Below are 349 nucleotides of genomic sequence, written 5' to 3'. Positions count from 1 at the left end.
AATCGAGTCTATCAGTATTGGCTTGGATATTATCGGCATTGACTTTGATGTCTTCGTTGGCCTGTGCGTTACCTTGGTTGATAGAAGCAATAGCGTCGTTAATGTTTCCTTTACCTGTACCACCGATGTTATTAGCGGTGAGATTGCCATTCGCATCATAGGTAGCTTCACCACCGATAATACCAGCAACATCACTACCAAGATTATGTAGCTGACCGCCGTTGACCGCGTCTTTACTTCCTAACTCAACTTTACCATCAGCAACGCCAGTTAACACTCGATTACCATCTGTCCCAGAAAAGTCAACGCTATTTCCGCCTGTCTGACTACCTACAGTAATCTCTTCAGT

Annotated in this window: 1 protein-coding gene; it reads right to left on the bottom strand. The window is 44.4% G+C overall.

All coding sequences use genetic code 11. From position 1 onward, the window contains the following. Positions 1 to 349: hypothetical protein (locus SB749_RS18950; protein ID WP_410711663.1), on the bottom strand; the 349-nt coding region annotated here is incomplete at both ends.

Source organism: Brevibacterium sp. SIMBA_078, assembly GCF_046534565.1.
Taxonomy (GTDB): domain Bacteria; phylum Actinomycetota; class Actinomycetes; order Actinomycetales; family Brevibacteriaceae; genus Brevibacterium.
The sequence above is the reverse complement of the archived record's forward strand: the minus strand, read 5'-3'. Positions and strand labels throughout refer to the sequence as shown.